The sequence below is a fragment of the Streptomyces triticirhizae genome (genome assembly GCF_003696235.1).
Lineage (GTDB): Bacteria > Actinomycetota > Actinomycetes > Streptomycetales > Streptomycetaceae > Streptomyces > Streptomyces triticirhizae.
In genome coordinates, this window is sequence record NZ_RFFJ01000308.1 from 1 (window position 1) to 4,709 (window position 4,709).

At 73.2% G+C, this 4,709-nt stretch carries 5 protein-coding genes and 1 pseudogene; 1 reads left to right on the forward strand and 5 read right to left on the reverse strand.

The annotated features are described in order from the left end of the window. From EBN88_RS31395 to EBN88_RS28710, 5 genes and pseudogenes are all read right to left on the reverse strand, one after another. Positions 1–315: pseudogene (locus tag EBN88_RS31395) on the reverse strand (alpha/beta fold hydrolase); the annotation flags it as partial. 192 nt (positions 316–507) lie between these two features. After that, entirely contained in the window at positions 508–870 is a 363-nt protein-coding gene (locus tag EBN88_RS28695; protein WP_199742525.1) for a TetR/AcrR family transcriptional regulator, read from the reverse strand. A gap of 126 nt (positions 871–996) precedes the next feature. Continuing rightward, complete coding sequence (locus EBN88_RS28700; RefSeq protein WP_122399929.1) at positions 997–1,527, reverse strand: EF-hand domain-containing protein; 531 nt, start codon at positions 1,525–1,527, stop codon at positions 997–999. Positions 1,528–1,705: 178 nt separating this feature from the next. Next, positions 1,706–2,968 (reverse strand): nucleotide sugar dehydrogenase, encoded by a 1,263-nt coding sequence (locus EBN88_RS28705; protein WP_122399930.1) that lies wholly within the window; start codon positions 2,966–2,968, stop codon positions 1,706–1,708. A 66-nt stretch (positions 2,969–3,034) separates the two neighbouring features. Further along, positions 3,035–3,346, reverse strand: coding sequence for a hypothetical protein (locus tag EBN88_RS28710; protein ID WP_122399931.1), 312 nt, complete (start codon positions 3,344–3,346; stop codon positions 3,035–3,037). 310 nt (positions 3,347–3,656) lie between these two features. Between EBN88_RS28710 and EBN88_RS28715 the strand changes: the two genes are divergently transcribed. Beyond that, positions 3,657–4,535: an LppU/SCO3897 family protein gene (locus EBN88_RS28715; protein ID WP_147472892.1), complete on the forward strand. Its 879-nt coding sequence runs from the start codon at positions 3,657–3,659 to the stop codon at positions 4,533–4,535. The last annotated feature ends 174 nt before the right edge of the window (positions 4,536–4,709 follow it).

Sequence of the window (4,709 nt, forward strand, 5' to 3'; positions counted from 1 at the left end):
GTGGAAGCCGTAGGGGCGCGGCCAGGGCGAGGCCGCGCCGAAGCGCTCCGCGATCTGGTCGTCCGCCGAGGCGCGCAGCGCGTCGGCGGCCGGCGGTGCCGCCAGCCCGGCGCGGGCGGCGAGCGCCCGGGCTGAGCCGGTCGGGTAGCGGTCGGTGGCCAGGAAGGAGAGCGTCTCGGGGTCGGTGCCGGTGAGCCGGCGCGGCAGCCGCCGCAGCAGGCCGACGGGGACGGACCGGCGCGGCGCGCGCACGCCCGTGTGCGCGGCGACCAGCCGGACCAGCTCGGGCAGCGGCGGCGTTCCGTCGTCGAGCACCCAGTGGTGCTCGCCCGCCGGGGCGAACGCGGGAACGGCCGCCAGAACTTCGCCAGGTGCTCGACCGTGACGATCGGGACCCAGGGGTCGTGGCCGCCGGGCAGCGCGGGCAGCCGCCCGTTCCACAGGTCGGCGACGAGGGCGGCCAGCCCGATGTGCTGGCCGGCCCGTCGGTCGCGGCAGGTGGGCCGCTCAGCCCAGCAGGGCGGCCAGTTGGCGGCCGCCGTCTCCAGCGCCACGGTCGCCACCGGGCGGCCCCTGCGCCAGCCGGTCGCCCAGGGCGGGCAGCACGCCGGCGACGAACTCCGTTGTGGGCATGTCGGGTTCGGCGGCCCGGCCGGCCAGCGTCTCCCCGACCGCGTGGCCGGCCCGCCGCACGGACTCGGCGACCAACTGGTCCTTGCCGCCGGGGAAGTGGAAGTAGAGCGAGCCCCGGGGCGCGCCGCTGGCCGCGAGCACCTGGTTGAGCCCGGTGCCGAAGTACCCCGCGTCCTCGACCAACTCCTGTGTCGCGTCCAGCAGTCGGTCCCGTGTCTCCGCGCCCTTTCGTCCCATGACCGACCGCGCTAGACCGATCCACATATTCTTGCGATCGCCGGCCCGGAGAACGGGCACAGCGGACCGGGCCGGCGACCCTCAGGCCGCCGACCCGACGCGATGCCTCTGACAGGCGCGCCCGACTCAGCCGAGCAGCTCGACGTCCAGCTGACCGAAGTGGTACTGCCGGATCGCGATGAGCAGCTCCTCCTCGGAGAGCTGGCCGTCGCCGTCGGTGTCGACCTTCTGGAACGACTCCTTCGCCGAGGCGGTGTCCAGGCCGAGCGCGGTCAGCCAGGACGCGAACTCCTCGCCGCTGATCAGCCGGTCGGCGTTCTGGTCGGCCAGGCCGACCAGGCCCGCGACGACCGGGCCGAGCGCCCGGTTGAACGCCGCCTCGCCCTGGACGTACACCAGGTCGCCGGCGACCCGCTGGTACGCGTCGCGGGTGAGCGTCGGGCTGCCGCCGGCCTGCGCCGACAGGTAGTCGAACAGGCCGACGAAGGCGTCGCGCAGGGCCTCCGCCTCCGGCGAGTCGGCCGGCTTGCCGAAGGACCGCGCGATCCGCGCCGCCTCCTGCACGAAGTCCTCGCGCTCCAGCACGCCGTTGCGGTCGAAGTCCCACTTGTCGAAACGCTTGCTGAGGCGGGCGTCGATCACGGGGTTGTTGGCCATGGCTCGAACTCCTTCTTCCAGGGGTTGGGTTGGTGGTGGGACGCGGCGCGGGCGCGGGGGCCCGCGCCGCCCCGGCGGCCGGCGTGCCGGGGGGAGGCAGGCCGGTGCCAGGTCTGGGGCCGGACGGCACGGTCCGTCCGGCGGCTTGGTGGGGGTGGGGCGCGGCGGCGCGCGGGCGCTACAGCAGCGTCACGCGGGCGCCGGCGGTCTTGCCCCGGGTGTCCAGCAACGCGCAGGGCGCCTGGGCGAGTTGGCGCGCCGGGTAGCAGGCGTGGTCCTGGAGCAGGATCGCCAGCTCGGCCCGGCCGAGTGCGGCGGTCAGGTCGGTCTCCCGCGTCATCGGCACCCCGTCGGGGGCGAACGCGGGCACCAGCGGGTCGTGGTAGGCCACCTCGGCGCCGGCCGCGCGCAGCAGGGTGGCGACGGGGAAGGCGGGGGACTCGCGGACGTCGGCCACGTCGGGCTTGTAGGAGACGCCCAGCAGCAGCACCCTGCTGCCGGCCAACTCCCGCCCCTCGCGCCGCAGCACGACGGCCGCCCGCTCGACGACCCGGCTGGGCATCCCGGATATCACCCGGCGGGCGGCCGCCAACAGCTCGAAGGTGAAGCCCTGTTCGGCGGCGTGCACGTCGAGATAGCGCGGGTCGACCGGGACGCAGTGCCCGCCGACGCCGGGGCCCGGCTGGAAGGGCGTGTAGCCGAAGGGCTTGGTGCCGGCGCAGTGCAGCACGTCCCACACGTCGATGCCCGCCCGTTCACAGTAACGCGCCACCTCGTTCACCAGGGCGATGTTCACATAACGGTGGGTGTTCTCCAGGAGTTTCGCCATTTCCGCCTCGCGCGTGCCGGCGGAGAGCACCACCCGGTCGACCAGCCTCTGGTAGAGGGCGGTCGCGTGTTTCAGGCAGAGCGGCGTGTAACCACTCACAATTTTCGGAGTGTTCCTCAGGGCGTAGTGCGGATTTCCCGGATCGATCCGCTCGGGGGAGTACGCAAGATGGAAATCGTCGCCGGCCCGCAGGCCGCTTTCCTTCTCCAGGATCTCCCGCAACAGGGTGTCGGTGGTGCCCGGGTGGCTGGTGGACTCCAGCACCACCAGGGTGCCGGGCCGCAGTTGGCCGCCGACGGTGTGGCCGGCGGCCCGCAGCGCCGAGAGATCCGGCTCGCCGGCCGCGTCGAGGCCGGTCGGCACGCAGATCACCACGGTGTCGCAGCCGGCCAGCGCCCCGGGGTCGCCGGTGGCGGCGAACCCCCGGGTGAGCATGGCGGCCACGGTCGCGTCGGGGACGTCGCCCACATGGGAGCGGCCCGCGTTGAGGCCGTCCACCACCGTGGGCGAGACGTCGAACCCCACCGTGACCAGGCCCACCTCGCTGGCCCGCGCCGCCAGCGGCAGGCCCACGTACCCCAGGCCGACCACCGCCAGGACCTCTCTGCTCACCGGTCTCCCTCTCCCAAGCTTCGTTCGGACAACGGCCGTTCACCCCGCCTCGCGCGGGGACCCGCGCTAGGCGGAGAACGAGCCGCTGCCCGGCGCGACGTGCGAGCCGTAGCCCGGTCGCACGGTCAGGCCCGGGGTGAGGCAGAACGGGTCGCCGTGGATCGTCACCGGCCCGTCGGTGCGGTTGGTCAGCACATGGGCGTCCAGCGGCAGCTTGTGGCAGCCCACCGGGTCGGCGTAGTTCGTCAGCGGCGTGACTTCCGTACCGAAAACGGTGACCTCGCCCTCGGCCGCATGGGCCGGAACGGAAAATGCGGCGGCGGCGAGAAAAAGTGCCCCGGCGACGGTACCGGCGGCGGAGAAAGGAGTGGAACGCACGGATCAGCTCCCGATGAGGAATGAGCGACTAACGCGATTATTTCTGATCCGGGAGGGCTCTCATGCCTCGACGGGGGAAATGGGTCCGCACGGGCGACGGAAGGCACGGATGTACTACCCGACGCGTTCCGCACACCGTCTTCTCCCTTCGTACACACGGGAGTTGACGCGAGCCACGGCGGCACGTTCCGGAGGTTCCGAGGGCGGTATGTCTCCGGTTCGCACCAGAATGGGCCGCGACTGTGTGCGAGCCTCGGGGTGTTGCTAGCCTGACCGTTCGCTGAACAAGTGCACGACACGGGGGAGTGCGATGAGCCATATGCAGGGCTGGCCCGGGCCGTCAGGCGCGCCGGGCCCCGGGGGAGGCCCCGGCGGGGCCAGGGGGGGCCAGCGCCTCGGCATCCTGGCGCTGATCGTCGTGTTGGTGACGGGGCTCTCCTTCGGCCTGGCCGCCGCGACCGGAGCCGACGCCAGGGACAACGAGTCGATGGGCGCCATGCCCGGCATGGGTGGCCTGGAGGGCTTCGAGTCCGGCGACCCGGGCGAACTGCCGGACCTGGAGGGTCTGGAGGACCTGGAGATGGACGCCGGCGGCGGGGACCTCGGCGGCGACATCGACGACGTCCCGGGCGACCCCGGCGGCGGGGACAGCGGCTCGATGCCGACGGAGGACCCCGTGCCGACGCCGACCGAGCCGCCGACCGACCCCACCATGGAGCTGTACCGCTCGGTCAGCCAGGGGAGTTGCCTGGCCAACTGGATGGTCAACGACTCCGACTGGGCCAGCACCACGCCCGACGTCGTGGACTGCTCGGCGGACAACGCCGGCGTCTGGGTGGCCTCCACCACCGACACCGTCTCCGACTGCCCGGTGGACGCCGGCCGTTCCTACATCTACTACAGCTACGGCCCCGACACCGTGGCGCTCTGCCTGACCCGGCAGTTCGAGGTGGGCCAGTGCTTCCTCGGCATGGCGGACGGCAGCGCCAACCTGATGAGCTGGATCGACTGCCAGGGCGGCAGCGTTCCCTCGCCCTACAGCCAGAAGTTCAACGTGATCGCCGTCTACTCGGCCCCGTCGAACCCCACCGGCGACGAGTGCTCCTCGGCCGCCGGCAACCAGCAGTACTACTGGTGGACGATGGACGCGGAATCCGTCCTGCTGTGCGCGGTGGTGTACAGCGGGTGAGGCCGGGACAGCGACGCGCACGCAGGGGACGGAACGAGGGGGAAGCATGAGCCAGCCACAGCCGCCGGGGCCGCCCGGCCAACCGAAGGGCCCCGGGTACGGCTACCCGCAGGCGCCCACCCAGGCCGCCTTCCCGGCGGCCTCGCCCGGCGGCCCGCCGCCGGCGCCGGGCCC